This window comes from Sphingomonas flavida, assembly GCF_036663655.1.
In the GTDB taxonomy this organism is placed as follows: domain Bacteria; phylum Pseudomonadota; class Alphaproteobacteria; order Sphingomonadales; family Sphingomonadaceae; genus Sphingomonas.
This window is the reverse complement of sequence record NZ_JAXOJH010000007.1, coordinates 149446-167405: the sequence shown is the minus strand read 5'-3', so window position 1 is coordinate 167405 and position 17960 is coordinate 149446. Positions and strand designations below refer to the sequence as shown.

Here is a 17960-nt window from a genome sequence, read left to right as displayed (position 1 = left end):
CGCACGGACCCGATCGCGATCGACCGGGGTCCGTACGGGGCGGGAAGCGATTACGCCTCGGCGGTTTCTTCGGCCGGAGCGTTGGCGGCTTCCTGAGCGGCCTTCAGCTTCTCGGCACGCTCTTCCGCGCGCTCGGTGGCCTTTTCGCCCGGCTTCGCCTTGTTCGGGTTGTTGCGAGCGGCGCGCTCACGAACACCGGCGGCGTCCAGGAAGCGGGCGACGCGGTCGGTCGGCTGCGCGCCATTGGCCAGCCAGTGCTTCGCACGCTCGGCGTCGAGCTGCACGCGCTGGTCATTGTCCTTGGCGAGGAGCGGGTTGTAGTTGCCGATCTTCTCGATGAATTTGCCGTCGCGCGGCGCACGGGCGTCGGCCACCACGATGCGGTAGTAAGGGCGCTTCTTCGAGCCACCACGCGACAGACGAATGCTGAGAGCCATATTTCAGTCCTTGGAGTAAAAGTTCAAATTCACCGGCATTCCGTCCGGCGCGGGGGTTATTTCTTCTTCAGAAGATTTTCGAAGCCGGGGGGCAGCTTGGGCATGCCGTCGGGCGACTTGCCGCCGCCCATGCCGCCCAGCCCGCCACCGGGAAGGCCGTTGGCGCCCGCCTTGTTGAGCATGTCGCCCATCTGCGGGCCGCCCAGCGCATTGCCCAGGCCGCCAAGGCCGCCCTTGCCGAGCATCGACATCATGCCCTTGATGCCGCCCATCTTCTTGATCTTCTTCATCGCCGTGGCCATTTCCTGATGCATCTTCAGGAGCTTGTTCACGTCCTGCACCGTGGTGCCGGAACCCTTGGCGATGCGGATCTTGCGCTTGGCGTTGACCAGCTCGGGCTTGTTGCGCTCCTTGGGCGTCATCGACGTGATGATGGCATCCATACGGAGCAGGATCTTGTCGCCACCGGCATCGTTCAGCGCGTTCTGCGCCTTCTTCATGCCCGGCATCATGCCCGCCAGCGCGCCCAGACCGCCCATGCGGCGCATCTGCTGAAGCTGGCCGCGCAGGTCGTTCAGGTCGAACTGCCCCTTGGCCATCTTCATGGCCATGCGCTCGGCATCTTCCTGCTGGATCGTCTCGGCGGCACGCTCGACCAGCGACACGACGTCGCCCATGCCGAGGATGCGGCCCGCGACACGTTCGGGGTGGAAGGCCTCCAGCGCGTCCATCTTTTCGCCGACACCGGCGAACTTGATAGGCTTGCCGGTGACGGCGCGCATCGACAGCGCCGCACCACCGCGCGCATCGCCGTCCATACGGGTCAGCACCACGCCGGTCAGCGGCACCTGCTCGGAGAAGCTGGTCGCGACGTTCACCGCGTCCTGGCCGGTCAGCGAGTCGACAACGAGCAGGATTTCCTGGGGCTGGGCGATGTCCGCCACGGCCTTCATCTCGTCCATCAGCGCCTGGTCGACGTGCAGACGACCGGCGGTGTCGAGCATCAGGACGTCATAGCCCTGCAGCTTGGCGGCCTGCAGCGCGCGGCGCGCGATCTCGACCGGCTGCTGGCCGGCGATGATCGGCAGGGTCGAAACCTCGACCTGGGTGCCCAGCGTCGCCAGCTGCTCCTGTGCGGCGGGGCGATTGACGTCGAGCGACGCCATCAGCACCTTCTTGCGATCGCGGCCCATCGCCCCGCTCGACAGCCGCTTGGCGATCTTCGCGGTGGTGGTGGTCTTGCCCGAGCCCTGAAGGCCGACCATCATCACGACGGCGGGCGGCGTGACGTCGAGCAGCAACTCGCTGGCATCCGCGCCCAGCATCGCGACCAGGCCGTCATGGACGATCTTGACGACCTGCTGGCCCGGCGTGATCGAACGCAGGACGTTCTGGCCGATCGCCTGTTCGGTGATCTTGTCGACGAAATCGCGTGCGACGGGCAGCGCGACGTCGGCTTCCAGCAACGCCACGCGCACTTCGCGCATCGCGGTGCGGACATCCGCCTCGGTCAGCGCGCCACGGCCGCGAAGGCGGTCGAAAACGCCGCCAAGCCGATCGCTCAAGCTGTCGAACATCGCCTTACCTCATAACGGCCGATCCCCGAGGGTCACGGCTGAAAATCCAAGCGGACCGTCCAAACGCAAAAGCGCCGGCGGGCGAAACCTCGCCGGCCAGCGTGCACCCTCGGGCGCTTCACCTTCACATTCCGAAACGGAACCTGGATGCGCTCTTATGGGAAAACGTGACGCCATGCAAGCCGGGCTAGGGCACCCACCGCCGCGCCGTCGCGGTTGGTCCCGCCGTTAACACATTATACACCCCTGCCATGTCACCCCCTCCACCCATGCCCGGGTCGCGTCAGATCGTTGCCAATATGCCTGCGTCCACGCGCTTGTTCAGCGCGGCCATCGCGGGCGGCACGATCCTGCTGGCGATTGCGATCATCTTGATCGAACTGGGCATGGACCTGCCCGCCAAGATCCTGCTCTGCGCGACGGCGACGGCATCGACGATCGTCTATTGGCAATTGCCCGCGACACGGATGTCGCGGACCCCGGATGCCGAACAGCGCGATCCGCTGACCGGCCTGTCCAATCGCCGCCATTTCCATGACGCCGGACAGGCGATGATCGCGTCGCTGGGGCAGCGCCAGCGCGGCATCGCGCTCCTGCTCGTCGATATCGACCGGTTCCGGGCCATTGCCGGGGCGCTCGGCCATGAAGCTGGCGACACGCTGCTCCAGCATGTCGCCAAGACCATCCGTGGCGAGGCACCGTCCGAGGCGATCGTCGCCCGGTTCGAGGGTGACTGTTTCGGCTGCCTCGTCCCCTTCGACCCGCGCAGCCGCGACCGGATCGAACGGCTGGCCGACCGGCTGGCGATCCGGCTGGGCCAGCCGCTGCGGCTGGCCGATCAGGAATTCTCGCCACGTGCGACCATCGCGCTGACCCGGATCGACGAAGGCGAGCCGACCATCGACCAGCTGGTCCGCCAGGCCGACCTCGCGCTGATCGCCGCCAAGACGCGCGGCGACGGTCGCCCGCTGGCCTTCACCCCCGCGCTCGAGGACGCGATGGCCGAGCGCAACGCGATCATCACCGATCTGCGCGCCGCCCTGAGCCATGGCGATATCCACGCCCGGTTCGCAGGCCAGATCGACCTGGGCACCGGACGGCTGACCGGGTTCGAGGTATCCGGCCACTGGCACCACCCGTCGCTGGGCGCGATGACCAGCGACCGGTTCATGCCGATCGCCGAGGCGTGCGGCCTGTCCGGCGAGGTGTCGCTGTCCCTGATGCGCCAGGCGATGGCGGCCGCGCGCGACTGGGACCCGTCGATCACCCTGTCCATCCCGCTCGCCGCCTCGCAGTTCCAGGATGCCTGGCTGGCGCAAAAGGTCATCAAGACGCTGACCGAATGCGGCTTTCCGGCGCACCGGCTGGAAATCGAGATTACCGAAAGCGCGCTGTTCGCCAGTCTGGCGCTGGCCCAGTCGATCGTCGTCAGCCTGAAGAACCAGGGCATCGCGCTGGCGCTGGACGATTTCGGCAGCGGCCATTCCAGCTTGGCGCATCTCCGTGCCCTGCCCTTCGACCGGGTCCGGATGGACGCCGAACTGATCCGGAACATGGCCGCCAGCCCGGATTGCTGCGCGATTGTGACCGCCATCGTCCAGCTCGGTGACAGCCTGCACCTGCCGATCGCCGCCAAGGGCGTGCGCGACGCCGTGATCGAGGCGCGGCTTCGCCAGATCGGCTGCTCGCACGGCCAGGGTCCGCATTATGGCCCACCGCTCGACCCGGCGCAGGCGCGGCAGTTGCTGGCCGAAAAGCGCCTGCTGGTCGGCGCATCGGCGACGCCGCTTACCAGCCCGCGCCTGGCTGGCTGAGATAGGCCTGTTCCTCCTCGGTCGAGGCACGGCCGAGCACGGCATTGCGGCTGGGATAGCGCCCGAACCGACGGATGACGTCGCGATGCTCATGCGCGAAGGCCAGGTTTTCCTCCCGCCCCAGCGCCGCGAAGCGGGCGACGCTCAAATCCTGCATGGCCCGCGATTCGGCATGCATGAGCGGCATGTACACGAAAGCCAGCCGTTCCAAGGGATAGCGGTTCTCCCATCCCGCATCGATCGCGTGCAGGCACAAGGCCAAGGCCAGCGGATCGGCGGCATAGGCTTGGGCGGAGTCCCGGTGCAGATTGCGCGAAAACTGGTCGAGCAGCAGGATCGCCGCCAGCAGCGTGTCGGGATCGTCGCGCCAGCCCATGGCCTGGGTCGCCAGCACCCGATCGCGAAGCCCGCCGAAACGTTCGGTGATCGTCCGGTCGAGCGCTTCGTCCTTGGCGAAATGCTTTTCAGGGGCCAGTCCGAACCAGAAGTCGAGCACGGCTTTCGCGTCCGCGTGGACACGTCGTTCATCCATCCCTAGATCGGCGGTCATGTCGTCCCTCCCTGGACCAGAGATTATCAGTTTGGGCTGTCGCCTGAACATCGCCGAGAGCGAAACGATCCGTGCGCTGGCCGCCGGGCGTGGGGACATGGTCGTCGTCAACAGCTGCGCCGTGACCAACGAAGCGGTGAAACAGACCCGTGCCGCGATCCGCCGCGCGGCCAAGGCCCGGCCCGATGCGCAGATCGTGGTCACGGGTTGCGCGGCACAGATCGACCCGGCAAGCTTTACCGCCATGCCCGAGGTCGCGCGCGTGCTGGGCAATGCCGACAAGCTGCGCCCCGAAAGCTGGGCCTCCGCCGAACCGATGCTGGTGACCGACCTGTCGCGGGTGGTCGAGACCGCACCGCACCTGACCGCCGCCTTTGCGGGTCATGCGCGCGCCTTTGTCGAGGTGCAGAACGGATGCGACCATTCATGCACCTTCTGCATCATCCCGACGGGACGCGGGCCCAGCCGTTCGGTGCCCGCAGGGCTGGTCATCGACCGCATCGCGCGCGCGGTCGAGCTGGGCCACCGGGAGGTCGTGCTGACCGGCGTCGACCTGACCAGCTACGGCCACGACCTGCCCGGCGCGCCCAGCCTGGGCCTGCTGGTCGAGCGTATCCTGACCCATATCCCCGCCCTGCCCAGGCTGCGGCTGTCCTCGCTCGACTCGATCGAGATCGACGAACGGCTGTTTGAACTGGTGACGGGCGAGGCGCGGGTGATGCCGCATCTCCACCTCTCGCTCCAGGCGGGCAACGACCTGATCCTCAAGCGGATGAAGCGCCGCCACAGCCGCGCGCAATCGGTGGCGATCGTCGAGCGGCTGCTGACCGCGCGGCCGGACATCGCGATCGGCGCGGACCTGATCGCGGGCTTCCCGACCGAGGACGATGCGATGGCGGCGGACACGCTGGCGCTGATCGACGACGCCCATATCGTCCACGCGCATATCTTTCCCTATTCAGCGCGTGACGGCACACCCGCCGCGCGGATGCCGCAGGTGCCCCACCCCCTTCGTCGTGAGCGTGCCGCAAGGCTTCGCGAGGCCGCCGCGCGTCGCCGCCGCGACTGGCTGGCCACCCAGGTCGGGCAGGTCCGCGACGTGCTGGTCGAACGGCCAGGCACGCGCGGCCATGCACCCGATTTTGCCGACATTCATTTTACCCCCACCGCCGAACCGGGCAGCATCGCCCGCGTTCGGGTCACGGCGGCGACCGAAACCCATCTGATCGGACAATTGGCATGAGTTCTTCCTCCTCCTGGCACGACAAGCTGCTCGGCGGTTTCCGTCGCACCTCGGACCGGCTGGTCGGCAATCTGGCGGGCCTGGGCACCGCGCGGCTCGACGCCGACACGCTCGACGAGATCGAGGAAGCGCTGATCGCCTCCGACCTGGGCCCCGAAACGGCGGGCCATATCCGCACCCGCCTGGCCGAGGGCAGCTTCGAGCGGAACATGGAGGATCTGGGCATCCGCCTGGTCGTCGCGGAGGAGGTGGAGAAGGCGCTGGCCAAGGTCGCCACCCCGCTGGAAATCGACGCCTTTCCCCGGCCGCAGGTGATCCTGGTCATCGGCGTCAACGGCTCGGGCAAGACGACGACCATCGCCAAGCTGGCGCATCTGTTCATGGAGCAGGATTACGGCGTGATGCTGGCGGCGGGCGACACCTTCCGCGCCGCCGCCATTGGCCAGCTCGCCACCTGGGCCGAGCGGGTCGGCGTGCCGATCGTGTCGGGCAAGGAAGGCGGCGACGCGGCGGGTATCGTCTATGAGGCGGTGAAACAGGCGACCGCGACCGGCATCGACGTGCTGATCGTCGACACCGCCGGGCGGCTCCAGAACAAGCGCGAGCTGATGGACGAACTGTCCAAGATCCGCCGCGTGCTCGGCCGCCTGAACCCCGAGGCACCGCATGACATCCTGCTGGTGCTCGACGCCACCACCGGCCAGAATGCGCTCAACCAGATCGAGGTGTTCAAGGACGTGGCGGGCGTCACCGGCCTGGTCATGACCAAGCTGGACGGTACCGCGCGCGGCGGCGTGCTGGTCGCGGCGGCCGAGAAATACGGTCTGCCCATCCACGCCATCGGCGTCGGCGAAGGCATGACCGACCTGCGCCCCTTCGACGCGAACGAGGTCAGCCGGATCATCGCGGGCATCGAAGGAGGCCGCAAGTGAGCGCCGCCGCGAAGACCGAAGCCGGTCCCGGCCTGAAAGCGGGCATCGAATATGGCCCGCTGATCCTGTTCTTTGCCGTCAACTTCCTCGCGCCGATGGGCCCGCTGACGCGCGTGCTGGTCGCGACCGGCGTCTTCATGGCGGCGACCGTGGTGGCGATGATCGTCAGCAAGGTGAAGCTGGGCCGCATTTCGCCCATGCTGTGGTTGTCGGGCATCCTGGTCGTCGTATTCGGCGGCCTGACGCTCTATTTCCACGACGAGCGCTTCATCAAGATGAAGCCGACCATCGTGTACGCGATGTTCTCGGCCATCCTGTTCTTCGGCCTGGCGACCGGGCGGCCGCTGATCCAGATGGTGCTGGGCAATGTCTATGCCGGACTGACCGAGCTCGGCTGGCGCAAGCTGACGCGCAACTGGGCGATCTTCTTTGCCGTCATGGCGGTGCTGAACGAAGCCGTGTGGCGCAATTCGAGCTGGGATTTCTGGGTCGGGTACAAGCTGTGGGGCGCGCTGCCGCTGACTATCGGCTTCGCGATCGCGAACATCCCGATGCTGTTGAAGCATGGACTGAATGCCGAAGCCGCGAAGGTCGAAGAACCGCCGGTGGAGTGAGCTCTCCACACCCATCTCCCGCCGCCACCCCGGCGAAGGCCGGGGCCCAGTCGGGGCGAAGCCTGGGGGGAGTGGACCGGCTTAGCGTGGGAGGCAACGGCGGCCGGTGGTATCTGCCTCCCCCTCGCCCGACTGGCGCGCCATCGGCTTGGCGGCACCTGGGCCCCGGCCTTCGCCGGGGTGGGGCACATTTTTAGAGCATAGGAACGAAAAAGGGCGGCCCCGATGGAGCCGCCCTTTCCTTATCCGAACCGGATAGCCGCGTATTTACGCGACGGCCGCCTCGTACCGGCGACCGGCCTCGTCCCAGTTCACGACATCCCACCAGGCCTTCAGATAGCCCGGACGGTCGTTCATGTAGGTCAGATAATAGGCGTGCTCCCACACGTCGTTACCCAGGATCGGCGTGCCCTTCTCGGCGACGACGTCCATCAGCGGATTGTCCTGGTTCGGGGTCGAGGTGACCTTCAGCTTGCCCTCGGCATCCGCGATCACCCAGGCCCAGCCCGAGCCGAACTGGCCCGCACCCTTGGTGTTGAACTCGTCCTTCAGCTTGTCGAGGCCACCGAACGCCTCGATCGCCTCGGCCAGCTTGCCCGAGGGCTGGGTCGTGCCGGGCTTGGTCATGATCTTCCAGAAGAAGTCATGGTTCCAGAAACCGCCGCCATTGTTGCGCACGGCGGCCGGGGCCGACGAGATGTTCGCCAGGATGTCCTCGATCGACTTGCCCTGAATCGACGTGTCGGCCGCAACGGCCTCGTTCAGCTTGTTGGTGTAGGCGGCATGATGCTTGTCATGGTGGAAGGTCATCGTCTCCTTGGAGATGACCGGCTCCAGCGTGTCATAGTCATACGGCAGGGGCGGCAGTTCGAAAGCCATGGTGATTGCTCCTTTGGGGTTTGCCTGTGGCAACGCCGGGCGCCTCAAATGGCTCCCCCGACGCGGTTACGCAACCGTTCCGATCAGATCATGGCGACGAAGCGCATGACGCAGCTGGTCATAGGATAATCCCAGCGCCTCGGCGGTGGTCCGCTGGTTGAAGCGGTTCTCGGCCAGCGCCTTGGTCAGCAACTCGCGCTCGAACCGGGCGACGCGCGACTTGAAGTCGGACGGCCCGACGTCACACGCCGCCACCTCGTCCCCGTCGCTTGCCGGCTCTGCGGCCGGGGCACTGCCCTGCTCGCTTCGCGCGGCGGCGGGCGATTGCCCCTGCGGGCGATAGGGCGAGCGGAACGGGTCGATCTCGATGGCGTCGACCGGCCCTTCGCGGTCCCAGCGATAGACCGCGCGCTCGACCACGTTGCGCAACTCGCGGACATTGCCGGGCCAGCGATGTTCCATCAAGGCATCGGTCGCCACCGCGCCGAAGCCGGTCCAGCTCTCCCAGCCGATCTCGGCCGCCATGCGCCGTCCGAAATGATTGGCGAGCACCATGATATCGCTCTTGCGCGCCCGCAGCGGCGGCAGCGTCACCACCTCGAAGCACAGCCGGTCGAGGAGATCGGCGCGAAACTGATGCGCGGCGACCTTGTCGGGCAAATGCTCGTTGGTCGCCGCCACGATGCGGACATCGACGCGCAAGGGACGCGACGAGCCGATCCGCGTCACCTCGCCATATTCCACCGCGCGCAGCAGCCGGTCCTGCGCCGCCATCGACAGCGTGCCCAGCTCGTCCAGGAACAGCGTGCCGCCATTGGCCTCCTCGAACCGCCCGACCCGCGCCTTCGTCGCGCCGGTGAACGCGCCCGCCTCATGGCCGAACAGCTCGGCCTCGATCAGCGTTTCGGGAAGTGCGGCGCAGTTCATGATGACGAGCGGCTGGTCCCATCGGCCGCTCAAGCGGTGGAGGCGTTCGGCGACCAGTTCCTTGCCCGTGCCCCGCTCCCCGATGACCAGCACCGGGCGGTCCAGCGCCGCCGCGCGACTGGCGCGTTCCAGCGCATCTAGAAAGGCCCCCGACTGGCCGATGACCTGACTCGCTCGTTCCATTCCCAACAGGTGGCGGATTTTCCCAATGCTTGGCAAGGGCGCAATCGTTAGGGATGTGCAACTATTCCGTAAGATATTGTATTTGAAAGTTTTTATGAATTGGCACGCCTCCTGCAATGCTTCTGGCATCCCGCCGATGAGCGGACCGAAACAAGAAAATCAGGGAGTTTCCACCATGTTCGCCACCACCTTCACCCGCCAGATCGCCGCCATCGCCTGCACCGTCGTGATGAGCGCGACCTGCCTGATGGGCGCCCTCGCCCCCGCGCACGTCGCCCCCACGCAGGGCATGGTTGCGGCGATCGAGGCCCCGACCGCATAATCCCCGAATAGCCGCCATCAAGGAGTATCCGATGGGCATTTTCTCCCGCACCCGCGACATCGTCGCCGCCAATTTCGCCGACCTGCTGGACAAGGCGGAAGACCCCGCGAAGATGATCCGCATGATCATCCTCGAAATGGAGGAAACGCTTGTCGAGGTGCGCGCCTCTGCCGCCCGCACGATCGCCGACCAGAAGGAAATCCGCCGCCACATCGCCAAGCTGGACCAGCTTCAGGACAGCTGGACCGAAAAGGCCGAGCTGGCGCTGTCGAAGGACCGCGAGGACCTGGCCAAGGCCGCGCTGATCGAACGCCAGAAGGCCGCCGACATGGCCGACCAGCTGAAGGCCGAAGTCCAGGTGCTCGACGATGCGCTGCGCGCCTCCGAAGAGGATATCGCCAAGCTGCAGAACAAGCTGCGCGAGGCGCGGACCAAGCAGAATGCGGTGCAGACTCGTCTGGAAAGCGCCAACAACCGCTATCGCCTGCGCGAGATGTGGAACGGCCCGAAGACGCACGACGCGTTCAGCCGCTTCGACATTCTGGAGCGCAAGGTGGACGAGGCCGAGGGTCGCGCGGAAGCGCTGGGCCTGGGGTCGAACCCCAAGACGCTCGAGGACGAGATCGCCGAACTGCGCGCGTCCGACCGGGTCGATGCCGAACTCGCCGCGCTCAAGGCGCGCCTGAACAAGGGAGAGTGAGATGGACGGCGTCGCTGTACCCTTCATCCTCTTCGGTTCGCTCTTCGTCGCGCTTCCCTGGCTGATCCTGCACTATCTGACCAAGTGGAAGCAGGCTCCGAAGATCACCCATGAGGACGAGCAATTGCTCGATGAGCTCCACCTGCTCGCCCGCCGCCTGGAGGATCGGTTGCACACGATCGAGCGGATCGTCGCCGCCGACAATCCCGACTTCAAGCCCGGCCTTCAGTCCGATTGGCGCCCCGAACCGCGCCTGGGCCAAACCGATTACAGCCTCGATCGGAGGAATTGAGATGACCGCCAGCCGCACCAATTTCTACCTCGACAAGCAGAATGCCAAGTTCAAGGGCGTCTGCTCGGGCATCGCCGATTATACCGGCGTCGATGTGATGTGGGTCCGCGTCGCTGCGGTCCTGCTCACCCTCACCGGGGTCGGCATGCCCTGGGTCCCGCTCGCCTATATGCTGATTGCATGGATGGCAGCGGCCAAGCCGATCGGGCTCTACCAGTCGGACGAGGACGCCAAGTTCTGGCAGGGGGTGCGCAGCAATCCGCGCCGCTCGACCGCCGAGGTCCGCTCGAAGTTCCGCGATCTCGACCGTCGCCTCGCCGATATCGAGCTGCATTACACCAGCCGCAACCGCCAGCTGGCCGACGAGATCGACAGCCTGCGCTGAGAGCGGCCTGCACATCAACTATCCTATGGGAGTATGGATTATGTCTTCGGGAGGACCCGGTTTCGTCCTGGCGATCATCTCGATCTCGATGATCGCGTGGGTGGTAACCACCTGGATCCGTGCGAAGCACGGCTATAGTCTGGAAAATGAATGGGGCGGCATGAGCCACAAGGGCGACATGGCCGAGAGTCGCAAGGTCGAATTGCTGACCGCCGAGAACCAGAAACTGGTCGGCCAGGTCTCTCGACTGGAGGAGCGGATCGCGGTGCTGGAGCGCATCGCCACCGACCCCGCCGAGCGGACCGCCCGCGAAATCGACGCGCTGCGCGATCGCTGAGCGGTCCCGGCACGGAATATCGGAAATTTTAGAGGGGAGTTACCGCAATGAATGGCGGACAGTTCATGGTCGTCATGATCGTCGCAATCGTGATGATCGCCAGCATCTTCAAGGCCAAGCACAAGCAGCGCGGCACCTTCGGCCCCGATATGGTCGAGCATCTGCGCAGCGAGGGCAATCGTGACGCCCAGATGCTGCGTGGAGAGATCCAGCAGCTCAAGGAACGGGTCCAGGTTCTGGAACGCGTCATCACCGATCAGCACAAGAGCATCGATCTCGACCGCGAGATCGAGCGCCTGCGCGACCGTTAAGCCACTCTTGATACGGACGGGGAGCCCGGATCATGACCGACACCAATCTCTATATCGTGATCGCGACCGCCGGCCTTGCCGGCCTGGCGATGATCGTCACCGCAGGGCTCGCCGGATGGCGCGGCTGGCTGCAACTGAAGAGCCGCGAATTCGACCGCGCGCATGACATGCCCTACCCGCCCGCCGCCTCGGCCGGGTCGCGGATCGAGATGGCGGACCTGAAGGAGCGCATCCGCAAGCTCGAAGCCATCGCCGCCGGCGTCGACCTCTGACCATGGCGCAGGTCGCTGTCATTCGCCGATGGGCGGCCCGCATCGCCTGTGGCGGCGCGATCCTCGTCGCCGGGGTGGTCCATGTCCCCGCCGCGCTCGCCTTTCCCTATCGCGCCGATTTCGGGAGGACGACGGTCCTCTCCGAACGACCCATCGACCGGGCCGCGATGGGCCGGGTTCTGGCCCGCGCCGACGACCTGCTGGCGGCAAGCCCGATCAACCGGCCGGGGCTGTCGCGTCAGCTGGTACTGACCGATGGCGGCTGGCGCTGGGACATGCTGTCGATCGGTGCGCGAAAATCGGTCGCGTTTCGACGCCCCTTCGCCCATGCGCTGATCTTCAACCGCAGTTCGGTCGCGGCCGACCGGGTGACGAACGGCGCGCCGCTGGGCGGCGTGCGTACGCTGTCCGGCACCATCGCGCACGAGATGACCCACCGGCTGGTCGCCGAGCATATCGGCGAATGGGCGGCCCTCCGCCTGCCCCTCTGGAAGCGCGAGGGTTATCCCGACTATGTCGCACAGGAAACCAGCATCCGCCCCGAGGACGAGGCGATGATCCGCAAGCTGGACCCGGATGCGCGCGTGCTGGCCTATTATGAGGGACGTCGCCGTGTGGCCGCGGAACTGGCGCGCAACGGCGGCTCGGTCGACGCGCTGCTCCGCGACTGAACACGCCCTTGCAAGGTTGTCGCGGCCCGCGAACCACGGTAGCGCGGGCGCCATGTCCGATCTTGCCGAACTCCGCGACGAATATGAATTCCTCGACGCCGACGATCGCTACCGCCTGCTGATCGATCTGGGCCGCGCGCTGGAGCCGATGCCCGAGGCGCTGAAGACCGACGCGACCCTGGTGCGGGGATGTTCGGCCTCGGTCTGGGTCTATCCCACCAAGGGCGACGGCACCGGGCTGCACTTTCTGGCGGACTCGAACGCGGCGATCACCAAGGGGATCATCGCGCTCGTGCTGAAGACGGTGCAGGACAAGGCACCCGCGGATATCCTGGCGACGGATATCGAGGGCGAACTGGCCCCGTTCGACCTCAAGAACCAGTTGAGTTCGAACCGGACGCAGGGGATTCCGAACATGATCGCGCTGATCCGGGAGACGGCCGGGCGGTATTGATATTGGGGTGTGGGCTCGGTGAGACACCCTGCCCTCCCCCATCCCCTCCCGTGCTTGGAGGAGAAGCTAAAACTTCCTCGCGAGCCTTTGCCCCGGTGCCCAGCGCCTGACGATGCAATTCACCCTAACCTCTAGCCGCTCCCCTCCCGCAGGCGGGAGGGGATGGAGGAGGACAAGACGCCTCACCGAGACCAGCCCGGGAAAGTCACCCCCGGCCCAACCGCGCCGCGATCACCTCGACATCCTCGTCCGGCGTCACGACCAGCCACTCGCCGGGCCGCCGCCCATCGACCAGCGTCACCGCATTCTTCGGACACAGCCCCAGGCACTTGGTTTCGACCACGCCGACGGATGCCTTGCGCCCCTTGCCGAAGATCCGCTTCAGCGCCTTGGCCAGCGGCGTCTTGCCCTTAGGGCCGAAGCCGCCATCGACCTTCTTCGAGCATTTGCCGCAGACAAGGACCGTCGCCTCCCACTCAGACTTGGCGCGGCGGATCATTCGGGCTTCCAGCTGCGGCGTTCCTCGGCGGCGCGCAGCACTTCATAGGCCGCCTGCACCTGCTGGAACCTGGTCGCTGCCTCGGGATCGTTGGGGCGGATGTCGGGATGGTTCGCCTTGGCTAGGCCACGCCAGGTCGCGCGGATCAGGTCGAACTCGGCGTCCGGCTCCAGGCCCAGCGCATCCAGCGCGCGCATCTCGTCGCGCGAGCGGCTGCCGTCACCGGGGCCTGCCCAGGCCTGATGCTTGGACTGGGCGTAACCCGCGCTCGTCCGCCGCTCGGACGCCTCGCGCTCTGCGGCGTCCTCCGCGCTCAGGCCCTGAAAATAATCCCAGCCGCGATTATACTCAGCGGCGTGGGTTTCGCAGAAGTACCAGCGGTCGGGGCTGTTGGGGGATTTGGGGGCCGGACAGTTGCCCGGCTGGTCACAGCCATGCCGATCGCAGATGCGCACGGGTTTGGCCTCCCGCGACGCGCCATAGCTGCGCCAGCGAGGAAAACCCCAGTCGTTTGATCGAGTAGTAGAACGCGCCACGCGGTCGATTTAGGCGACTTCCCCGCCGGTGCAAGCATGGACGGCACGCTTTGCCCGAGGTTGCCCCAAAATGCCCTTTTGAATCGCTTGACCGCCAATGGTTCCGTCGTTCATGAAATATACGTCATCATATATTCATGTCCATGCCGGGCATATGCGGACATCAGCATCGTCAGGAGCCAGCGTGGCCCAAAATCGTTCCTTCCTGGCCAACGCGCGAGCGGATGTGCCGGCGTCGATCGTGGTGGCGCTCGTCGCGCTGCCGCTGTGCCTGGGCGTCGCCGTCGCGTCCGGCGCGCCGCCCTTTGCGGGCATGATCGCCGGGATCGCGGGCGGCCTGGTCGTCGGGTTCCTGTCCAAGTCGCCGCTGTCCGTCGCGGGCCCCGCCGCCGGCCTGACCGTGATCGTGTTCGAGGCGATCGAGCGACTGCCCAGCTTTCAGGTGTTCCTGCTGGCGGTGGTGCTGGCGGGTATCCTGCAACTCGCCTTCTCGTTCACCCGCGCGGGCGTGCTGGCCGAATTCGTCCCCTCCTCGGTCATCACCGGCATGTTGGCCGCGATCGGCCTGATCCTGATCCTGAAGCAGATCCCCCACGCCATCGGCTATGACGGCGATTTCGAGGGCAGCTTCGAATATGCCAGCCGGGCGGGCGGCAACACCTTCACCGACCTGTGGACCAGCGTCAGCAACGACATCGCCCCCGGCGCGGTCCTGATCGGCGCGATCTCGCTCGCCTTCCTGTTCTGGTGGGATCATGCCAAGCCCAAGCAGGGGCCGCTGCGCCTGTTGCCCGGCCCCCTGGTCGTCGTCGTGATCGGCGTGGTCGGCAACATGATCCTGGGCGCGATGCGTCCCGAATGGCAACTGGCGGGCGCGCATCTGGTGCGGGTGCCGGTCGCGGGCAGCGCATCGCAGTTCATCGGCCAGTTCCAGCTCCCTGATTTCTCGGCGATCGGCCTGGGGGCGGTGTGGACCACGGCGATCACGCTGGCCATCGTCGCCAGCCTGGAATCGCTGCTGAGCGTGAAGGCGGTCGACGAACTCGACCCGCGCCGCCGTACCACCGACAAGAACCGCGAATTGCTGGCGCAGGGCGGCGGCAACATCGTCTCCGGCCTGCTCGGCGGCCTGCCCGTCACCTCGGTCATCGTGCGATCGTCGGCCAATGTCGATGCGGGTGCGGAGAGCAAGCTGTCGACGATGCTGCACGCCACATGGCTGCTGCTGTCGGTCGCGCTGATCCCGGTCGTCCTGAACCAGATCCCGCTGGCCGCGCTCGCCGCCGTGCTGATCGCCACCGGCTACAAACTGTGCAAGCCCAAGCTGTTTACCGAGCGCTACAAGCAGGGGTGGAGCCAGTTCATCCCCTTCATCGTCACCATCCTGGCGATCCTGCGCACCGACCTGCTGATCGGCATCGTCGTCGGCCTGGGCGTCGGCTTCGTGTTCGTCGTGGCGCGCAACTTCCGCCCCGCGCTGACCTATGCCGAGGATGACGGCGACTGCCTGATCCGCGCGCGGCGCAACCTGTACTTCATCCACAAGTACGAGTTGCAGAAGTCGCTGGCCAAGGTGCCGGACGGTGCCCATCTGCTGATCGACCTGTCCTCGACCTCCTATGTCGACCTGGACAATGTCGACATCATCAACGCCTTCATCAAGGGCGCCGAATTCCGCGGCATCAGCGTGATCGTGCGCGGCGACATCGCCGAGCGGACCACCCCGCTCATCAATGCCCCATCGACGGGAGTGCGCTACGCATGAGGGAATATAAGCAGCTCCTCCTCGCCAATAAGGCATGGGCGACCGAACTCCTCGAGGAGAAGGCCGACTTCTTCCAGCGCCAGACGGCGGGGCAGAAGCCCGATTTCCTGTGGATCGGCTGTTCCGACAGCCGGGTGACACCCGAGCAGATGACCATGACCCCGCCGGGCGGCATGTTCCTTCACCGCAACATCGCCAACCTGGTCCATGACGACGACCTGAACCTGTTGTCGGTGGTGCAATATGCGGTCGACGTGCTGCAGGTGCGCCACGTCATCCTGTGCGGCCATCATGGCTGCGGCGGCGTGCTCGCGACGCTGGAGGGCGGCACGCAGGGCCCCCTCGACCAGTGGCTGGGCAATGCGCGCGACGTGCTCCATCGCCATCAGGACGAGATAGACATCCAGCCCGACCGCGCCGCCAAGGTGAACCGGCTGGTCGAGGTCAACGTGATGGAACAGCTGCGCCATCTCGCCCGGCTCGACACCATACAGAAGGCCTTTGCCGAACAGCGCGAGCTGTGGCTGCACGGTTGGGTCTATGACATTCGCGACGGGCATATCAAAACCCTGCTCGAGATCGACGCGAATACCGACCTCGACGCGCTGGCGCGGCCGGACAAGGTTCTCGTCTGAGACCATATCTTTTGTCGCCCGTGCGAAATCACCGCGAACGTCACGCAGACGCTTCTTACGATAGGATTCGACACGCTTGATCATGCCCCGGTGAAAGCCTAGCCTGCCCTGCATCGGTTGGGGGGAATGCGATGCGGCACTGGGGTCTGGCGGCGATGGTCGCGCTGACGGCGACGACGGGCGTATCCGCCCGCAATCTGGAAGTTCCGGCGAACAAGGGCTGGATGCATGCCGAGACGAAACTGATCGTCCGGCCGAGCGTGGCAGGCCTGACCCGCACCGCGATCACCGACGCGACGACGAACGAGCATGACGTTGCGATCAAGCTGGAGAGCGCCGACAAGTCGGTCTTCGCCACCCTATTCCTCTTCCACCCCTCGGTCCCCAGCGTGCCGCTATGGTTCGACCGCTCGCGCACCGCGATCGAGGAGCGCAAGAACTTCGATAAGGGCGCGCCCGCCAGCGCAGACCCCATTGCCTTTGCACCACTCGGCACAGGCCCGACAGTGGGCTTGCGCCAGAGCTGGTCGCTGCTGAGCAGCCCCTATCGCAGCACCTCGCTGGCGGTGATGCCAATGGGCGACTGGATGCTGGTGGTGCGGCTGACCGCCGAAAAGCTGACTGCGGCCACGCTCGACGGCAAGATGGACGAGATCATCGCCACGCTGAAGCCCGCCATCGCGACCACGGCCGCCTATCCGGGGCCTGCGGTGCCGATCCGGCCTTGCGCGACGCAGACCGACTTCGCTCATATGCCCAAGGCCAAGGTAGAGAAGCCAGACGGCGCCAATATGCTCGCCAATCTGTTGATGAGCGCCGCGATGACCAGCGTAATCGATAAGAACAAGACAGACCCCAAAGCCGAACCTGAAAAACCCGCCGCGCCGTTATGCCGCGATGGCGAGGGCCATACGCCGTTCGGCGTCTATCGTTGGGAAGCCGCCGACAACGAAGGCTATATGATCGCGCTGTACGACGCCGGACGAACGATCGATGTATTCCCGGACCTGATCAGCCAGGCCAAAAACAACAAAGCCAAATCTTATGCCGTCCGGTTGAACGACGTCGACAACAGCGCCAGCAGCTATCCCTCGTTCAACAATCTGCCCCGCCCCGAACAAGTATGGGACCTGATGAGTAAGGGAGCGCCCACCGGCCAGTCGCGAGGCGGCAACATCACGATCAATTCCCAGGCGCTGGGCGGGTCCTGATCGGACACCGCCCGCACGGGGATAAGTCAGAGGGCCTGTAAGCCGGGTTCTGTCCACCGGCGCGGGGCCGGATGGGCGACCATTCTTCTAGGACGATGCTTGCACATCGCCTCAAGCAACCAACCCGGATAGCGGGTGGGAACACACCCCGACGCCCGAAGGCGCCATGCCATCCCTATTCGGTCTTGCTCCCGGTGGGGTTTGCCTTGCCGTTCCCGTTACCGGGCCCGCGGTGCGCTTTTACCGCACCCTTTCACCATGACCTGGCCGAAGCCGTGGCCGTCTGCTCTCTGTGGCACTGTCCCTGGGGTCGCCCCCGCCGGGCGTTACCCGGCACCGTTATTCCGCGGAGCCCGGACTTTCCTCGCCCCCGGTTACCCGAGGCCGCGGCCGCCCGGCCCTCTGACTGCGGGC

The 17960-nt window shown here is 66.1% G+C and carries 23 protein-coding genes and 1 other RNA gene; 16 read left to right on the top strand and 8 right to left on the bottom strand.

Features of this window, described 5'->3' with window-relative positions; all coding sequences use genetic code 11:
• Positions 1-50: 50 nt before the first annotated feature.
• Positions 51-437, bottom strand: a complete 387-nt coding sequence (gene rpsP, locus U1703_RS10240) for a 30S ribosomal protein S16 (RefSeq protein WP_007404083.1) — start codon at positions 435-437, stop codon at positions 51-53.
• Positions 438-493: 56 nt separating this feature from the next.
• Positions 494-2014, bottom strand: a complete 1521-nt coding sequence (gene ffh / locus U1703_RS10235) for a signal recognition particle protein (protein WP_332785605.1) — start codon at positions 2012-2014, stop codon at positions 494-496.
• A gap of 317 nt (positions 2015-2331) precedes the next feature.
• On the opposite strand from ffh, the gene U1703_RS10230 reads away from it, so the two are divergent.
• Positions 2332-3828, top strand: coding sequence for a putative bifunctional diguanylate cyclase/phosphodiesterase (locus tag U1703_RS10230; RefSeq protein WP_332785604.1), 1497 nt, complete (start codon positions 2332-2334; stop codon positions 3826-3828).
• Here the strand turns inward: U1703_RS10230 and U1703_RS10225 are convergent.
• A complete protein-coding gene (locus U1703_RS10225; protein ID WP_332785603.1) occupies positions 3803-4378 on the bottom strand; it encodes a DUF924 family protein in 576 nt (191 codons plus the stop codon). The genes U1703_RS10230 and U1703_RS10225 overlap by 26 nt on opposite strands.
• Here U1703_RS10225 and mtaB point away from each other — a divergent pair.
• From mtaB to U1703_RS10210, 3 genes are read left to right on the top strand one after another with little or no spacing between them, the layout of a single operon-like run.
• Positions 4377-5621: a tRNA (N(6)-L-threonylcarbamoyladenosine(37)-C(2))-methylthiotransferase MtaB gene (mtaB, locus tag U1703_RS10220; RefSeq protein ID WP_332785602.1), complete on the top strand. Its 1245-nt coding sequence runs from the start codon at positions 4377-4379 to the stop codon at positions 5619-5621. The two genes, U1703_RS10225 and mtaB, sit on opposite strands and share 2 nt — an antisense overlap.
• Positions 5618-6553, top strand: a complete 936-nt coding sequence (gene ftsY, locus U1703_RS10215; RefSeq protein WP_332785601.1) for a signal recognition particle-docking protein FtsY — start codon at positions 5618-5620, stop codon at positions 6551-6553. Before mtaB ends, ftsY begins: the two co-directional genes overlap by 4 nt.
• A complete protein-coding gene (locus U1703_RS10210) occupies positions 6550-7167 on the top strand; it encodes a septation protein A (RefSeq protein WP_332785600.1) in 618 nt (205 codons plus the stop codon). Before ftsY ends, U1703_RS10210 begins: the two co-directional genes overlap by 4 nt.
• A 267-nt stretch (positions 7168-7434) precedes the next feature.
• On the opposite strand, the gene U1703_RS10205 is transcribed toward U1703_RS10210, so the two are convergent.
• Both U1703_RS10205 and pspF read right to left on the bottom strand, forming a co-directional pair.
• Positions 7435-8046 (bottom strand): superoxide dismutase, encoded by a 612-nt coding sequence (locus U1703_RS10205; RefSeq protein ID WP_332785599.1) that lies wholly within the window; start codon positions 8044-8046, stop codon positions 7435-7437.
• A gap of 66 nt (positions 8047-8112) precedes the next feature.
• On the bottom strand, positions 8113-9156 hold the full coding sequence (gene pspF, locus U1703_RS10200) for a phage shock protein operon transcriptional activator (RefSeq protein WP_320452070.1): 1044 nt from the start codon (positions 9154-9156) through the stop codon (positions 8113-8115).
• Positions 9157-9331: 175 nt separating this feature from the next.
• Between pspF and U1703_RS10195 the strand changes: the two genes are divergently transcribed.
• Genes U1703_RS10195 through U1703_RS10155 form a run of 9 tightly spaced genes read left to right on the top strand, consistent with a single transcriptional unit; the run spans position 9332 to position 12900 of the window.
• Positions 9332-9478 (top strand): hypothetical protein, encoded by a 147-nt coding sequence (locus U1703_RS10195; RefSeq protein ID WP_320452069.1) that lies wholly within the window; start codon positions 9332-9334, stop codon positions 9476-9478.
• A 31-nt stretch (positions 9479-9509) separates the two neighbouring features.
• Positions 9510-10178, top strand: a complete 669-nt coding sequence (gene pspA / locus U1703_RS10190) for a phage shock protein PspA (protein WP_320452068.1) — start codon at positions 9510-9512, stop codon at positions 10176-10178.
• A 1-nt stretch (position 10179) separates the two neighbouring features.
• Positions 10180-10470: an envelope stress response membrane protein PspB gene (pspB, locus tag U1703_RS10185; RefSeq protein ID WP_332785598.1), complete on the top strand. Its 291-nt coding sequence runs from the start codon at positions 10180-10182 to the stop codon at positions 10468-10470.
• Position 10471: 1 nt separating this feature from the next.
• Positions 10472-10855, top strand: coding sequence for an envelope stress response membrane protein PspC (gene pspC, locus U1703_RS10180; RefSeq protein ID WP_320452066.1), 384 nt, complete (start codon positions 10472-10474; stop codon positions 10853-10855).
• Positions 10856-10895: 40 nt separating this feature from the next.
• The gene (locus tag U1703_RS10175) at positions 10896-11192 is read left to right on the top strand and encodes a hypothetical protein (protein WP_332785597.1); all 297 of its coding nucleotides are present in this window, start codon (positions 10896-10898) and stop codon (positions 11190-11192) included.
• Between the two features lie 47 nt (positions 11193-11239).
• Complete coding sequence (locus tag U1703_RS10170; RefSeq protein WP_332785596.1) at positions 11240-11503, top strand: hypothetical protein; 264 nt, start codon at positions 11240-11242, stop codon at positions 11501-11503.
• Positions 11504-11535: 32 nt separating this feature from the next.
• Positions 11536-11775, top strand: a complete 240-nt coding sequence (locus tag U1703_RS10165; protein WP_332785595.1) for a hypothetical protein — start codon at positions 11536-11538, stop codon at positions 11773-11775.
• Between the two features lie 2 nt (positions 11776-11777).
• Positions 11778-12446 (top strand): hypothetical protein, encoded by a 669-nt coding sequence (locus U1703_RS10160; RefSeq protein ID WP_332785594.1) that lies wholly within the window; start codon positions 11778-11780, stop codon positions 12444-12446.
• Positions 12447-12498: 52 nt separating this feature from the next.
• Entirely contained in the window at positions 12499-12900 is a 402-nt protein-coding gene (locus tag U1703_RS10155) for a SufE family protein (RefSeq protein WP_332785593.1), read from the top strand.
• 205 nt (positions 12901-13105) lie between these two features.
• On the opposite strand, the gene U1703_RS10150 is transcribed toward U1703_RS10155, so the two are convergent.
• Entirely contained in the window at positions 13106-13399 is a 294-nt protein-coding gene (locus U1703_RS10150) for a (2Fe-2S) ferredoxin domain-containing protein (RefSeq protein WP_320452060.1), read from the bottom strand.
• Positions 13396-13935: a J domain-containing protein gene (locus U1703_RS10145; protein ID WP_332785592.1), complete on the bottom strand. Its 540-nt coding sequence runs from the start codon at positions 13933-13935 to the stop codon at positions 13396-13398. The genes U1703_RS10150 and U1703_RS10145 overlap by 4 nt, the downstream gene beginning before the upstream one ends.
• 184 nt (positions 13936-14119) lie before the next feature.
• Between U1703_RS10145 and U1703_RS10140 the strand changes: the two genes are divergently transcribed.
• The 3 genes from U1703_RS10140 to U1703_RS10130 all read left to right on the top strand — a co-directional run bounded on the left by U1703_RS10140 (position 14120) and on the right by U1703_RS10130 (position 17546).
• Positions 14120-15700 carry a SulP family inorganic anion transporter gene (locus U1703_RS10140; RefSeq protein WP_332785591.1) on the top strand — a complete coding sequence of 527 codons (1581 nt, stop codon included), beginning with the start codon at positions 14120-14122 and terminating at the stop codon, positions 15698-15700.
• Complete coding sequence (locus U1703_RS10135; RefSeq protein ID WP_332785590.1) at positions 15697-16335, top strand: carbonic anhydrase; 639 nt, start codon at positions 15697-15699, stop codon at positions 16333-16335. The genes U1703_RS10140 and U1703_RS10135 overlap by 4 nt, the downstream gene beginning before the upstream one ends.
• Positions 16336-16466: 131 nt before the next feature.
• Positions 16467-17546, top strand: coding sequence for a hypothetical protein (locus U1703_RS10130; RefSeq protein WP_332785589.1), 1080 nt, complete (start codon positions 16467-16469; stop codon positions 17544-17546).
• A 22-nt stretch (positions 17547-17568) separates the two neighbouring features.
• Here the strand turns inward: U1703_RS10130 and rnpB are convergent.
• Positions 17569-17952, bottom strand: an RNA gene (gene rnpB / locus U1703_RS10125) — RNase P RNA component class A.
• Between the last annotated feature and the right edge of the window lie 8 nt (positions 17953-17960).

Excerpts from the sequence above, each read along its gene's own strand:
- U1703_RS10130 (WP_332785589.1), top strand. The coding sequence starts at position 16,467 with ATGCGGCACTGGGGTCTGGCGGCGATGGTCGCGCTGACGGCGACGACG.
- pspA (WP_320452068.1), top strand. The coding sequence starts at position 9,510 with ATGGGCATTTTCTCCCGCACCCGCGACATCGTCGCCGCCAATTTCGCC.
- U1703_RS10205 (WP_332785599.1), bottom strand. The coding sequence starts at position 8,046 with ATGGCTTTCGAACTGCCGCCCCTGCCGTATGACTATGACACGCTGGAG.
- ffh (WP_332785605.1), bottom strand. The coding sequence starts at position 2,014 with ATGTTCGACAGCTTGAGCGATCGGCTTGGCGGCGTTTTCGACCGCCTT.
- U1703_RS10175 (WP_332785597.1), top strand. The coding sequence starts at position 10,896 with ATGTCTTCGGGAGGACCCGGTTTCGTCCTGGCGATCATCTCGATCTCG.
- U1703_RS10165 (WP_332785595.1), top strand. The coding sequence starts at position 11,536 with ATGACCGACACCAATCTCTATATCGTGATCGCGACCGCCGGCCTTGCC.
- U1703_RS10160 (WP_332785594.1), top strand. The coding sequence starts at position 11,778 with ATGGCGCAGGTCGCTGTCATTCGCCGATGGGCGGCCCGCATCGCCTGT.
- U1703_RS10195 (WP_320452069.1), top strand. The coding sequence starts at position 9,332 with ATGTTCGCCACCACCTTCACCCGCCAGATCGCCGCCATCGCCTGCACC.
- ftsY (WP_332785601.1), top strand. The coding sequence starts at position 5,618 with ATGAGTTCTTCCTCCTCCTGGCACGACAAGCTGCTCGGCGGTTTCCGT.
- U1703_RS10135 (WP_332785590.1), top strand. The coding sequence starts at position 15,697 with ATGAGGGAATATAAGCAGCTCCTCCTCGCCAATAAGGCATGGGCGACC.
- mtaB (WP_332785602.1), top strand. The coding sequence starts at position 4,377 with ATGTCGTCCCTCCCTGGACCAGAGATTATCAGTTTGGGCTGTCGCCTG.
- pspC (WP_320452066.1), top strand. The coding sequence starts at position 10,472 with ATGACCGCCAGCCGCACCAATTTCTACCTCGACAAGCAGAATGCCAAG.
- U1703_RS10225 (WP_332785603.1), bottom strand. The coding sequence starts at position 4,378 with ATGACCGCCGATCTAGGGATGGATGAACGACGTGTCCACGCGGACGCG.
- rpsP (WP_007404083.1), bottom strand. The coding sequence starts at position 437 with ATGGCTCTCAGCATTCGTCTGTCGCGTGGTGGCTCGAAGAAGCGCCCT.
- U1703_RS10155 (WP_332785593.1), top strand. The coding sequence starts at position 12,499 with ATGTCCGATCTTGCCGAACTCCGCGACGAATATGAATTCCTCGACGCC.
- pspF (WP_320452070.1), bottom strand. The coding sequence starts at position 9,156 with ATGGAACGAGCGAGTCAGGTCATCGGCCAGTCGGGGGCCTTTCTAGAT.
- pspB (WP_332785598.1), top strand. The coding sequence starts at position 10,180 with ATGGACGGCGTCGCTGTACCCTTCATCCTCTTCGGTTCGCTCTTCGTC.
- U1703_RS10150 (WP_320452060.1), bottom strand. The coding sequence starts at position 13,399 with ATGATCCGCCGCGCCAAGTCTGAGTGGGAGGCGACGGTCCTTGTCTGC.
- U1703_RS10170 (WP_332785596.1), top strand. The coding sequence starts at position 11,240 with ATGAATGGCGGACAGTTCATGGTCGTCATGATCGTCGCAATCGTGATG.